Origin of the sequence: Acidiplasma aeolicum, from assembly GCF_001402945.1 — an archaeon.
Lineage (GTDB): Archaea > Thermoplasmatota > Thermoplasmata > Thermoplasmatales > Thermoplasmataceae > Acidiplasma > Acidiplasma aeolicum.
In genome coordinates this window covers 1-1776 of record NZ_LKBG01000110.1, presented here as the reverse complement: position 1 = coordinate 1776, position 1776 = coordinate 1, and the positions used below count along the sequence as shown (strand labels likewise).

Sequence of the window (1776 nt, the reverse complement as noted above, 5' to 3'; positions counted from 1 at the left end):
GGAAGGCTGGAGGAGATGCCTGGTGAGGAGGGCTATCCGGCATATCTTGGCAGAAGGATATCTGAATTTTATGAGAGATCTGGAAATGCCCAGATAATACCTGAAGATGACAGGGTCGGATCTGTTACATTAATAGGTGCGGTATCACCTCCAGGCGGTGATCTTTCTGATCCTGTGGTCCAGAACACATTAAGGGTAACAAGGGTATTCTGGGCACTGGATGCATCACTTGCATCAAGGAGGCACTTCCCATCAATCAACTGGCTCAACAGTTACTCATTGTATCTCGATTCATTATCAGGATGGTTTAAGAACAATGTTGATCCGAAATGGATGGAAGTTCATTCATTAATGATGAGCACACTTCAGAAGGAGGCTGAGCTTCAGGAGATAGTACAGCTTGTTGGTTATGATTCTCTTCCAGAAAAGCAGAAAAATATACTCGATATTGCCCGGGTAATAAGAGAGGATTTCCTGCAGCAGAATGCCTTTGATGACATTGATACCTACTGTTCAATTAAAAAACAGTACGAAATGTTAATGATTATTAAAACATTAAATGACTATCAGGAAAAGGCAATAGATTCAGGCAGAAAGGTATCCCAGACCTCAGCACTGCCAGTCAGGGCAAAAATATCAAGAATGAAGGAAGTAAAGGAGGAGGATTTCGAGAAATTTTATAATGATATAATTAAGGAAATAGCCGACGAATACGGCACAATCATAGAGGGTGTTCAAAATGTCTGAAATTATTTATAAATCAATTAGCCAGATTAATGGGCCGCTTCTATTTGTAAACGATGTGAAAAATGCATCATACAACGAAATAGTGGATGTTATTCTGGACAGTGGTGAGAGGGTTAAGGGCCAGGTTCTTGAAACAAGAAACGGTGTGGCTGTAGTTCAGGTTTATGGTTCCACAACAAGCATGAGCCCCCAGGGCACCGGTGTAAAATTAACTGGAAGCACATTTAAGCTTCCAGTATCAGATGATATGCTTGGCAGGATATTTAACGGCTTTGGAGAACCCATAGATAACGGGCCAAAAATATATTCCAAGGAAAAGGTGGATATAACAGGTGCTGCAATAAATCCATATTCAAGGGAGGAACCAAGTGAGTTTATACAGACCGGTATATCAACAATAGACGGCATGAACACCCTTGTCATGGGACAGAAGCTGCCAATATTTTCAGGTGCAGGGCTATCACATAACAGGCTGGCAACGCAGATAGCCAGGCAGGCAACCACACTTAACGGCAGTGAAAAATTTGGTGTGGTCTTTGGCGCAATCGGCATAACCAGTGAGGAGGCCAATTATTTCATGAGGCAGTTCCAGAATTCTGGGGCATTATCAGACTCGGTTATATTCCTGAATCTTGCCTCTGACCCATCAATGGACAGGATTATTCTGCCAAGGGTTGCATTAACAACAGCAGAATATCTTGCATATGAGAAGGATATGAACGTCCTTGTTATTTTAACAGATATGACAAATTACTGTGAGGCACTGAGGGAAATTTCATCCTCCAGGGATGAAATACCGGGAAGAAGGGGATATCCAGGATACATGTATACAGATTTAAGCACGATATATGAAAGGGCTGGAAAAATAAAAGGCAGGAAGGGCTCAATAACACAGATACCAATATTAACAATGCCCGGGGATGATATAACAAATCCTGTTCCAGATCTCACCGGTTATATAACAGAGGGGCAGATAACACTATCAAGAGACCTTAACAGAAAAAATATTTACCCCGAGGTCGATGTGCT

At 41.8% G+C, this 1776-nt stretch carries 2 protein-coding genes; both read left to right on the top strand.

All coding sequences use genetic code 11. The annotated features are described in order from the left end of the window. A partial coding sequence (locus tag AOG54_RS03055) for an ATP synthase beta subunit C-terminal domain-containing protein (protein WP_449222425.1) occupies positions 1 to 747 on the top strand: 747 nt, incomplete at its 5' end. Continuing rightward, positions 740 to 1776, top strand: a 1037-nt coding sequence (locus tag AOG54_RS03050) for a V-type ATP synthase subunit B (RefSeq protein WP_055032399.1), incomplete at its 3' end; no start/stop codon positions are given. The genes AOG54_RS03055 and AOG54_RS03050, both read left to right, overlap by 8 nt.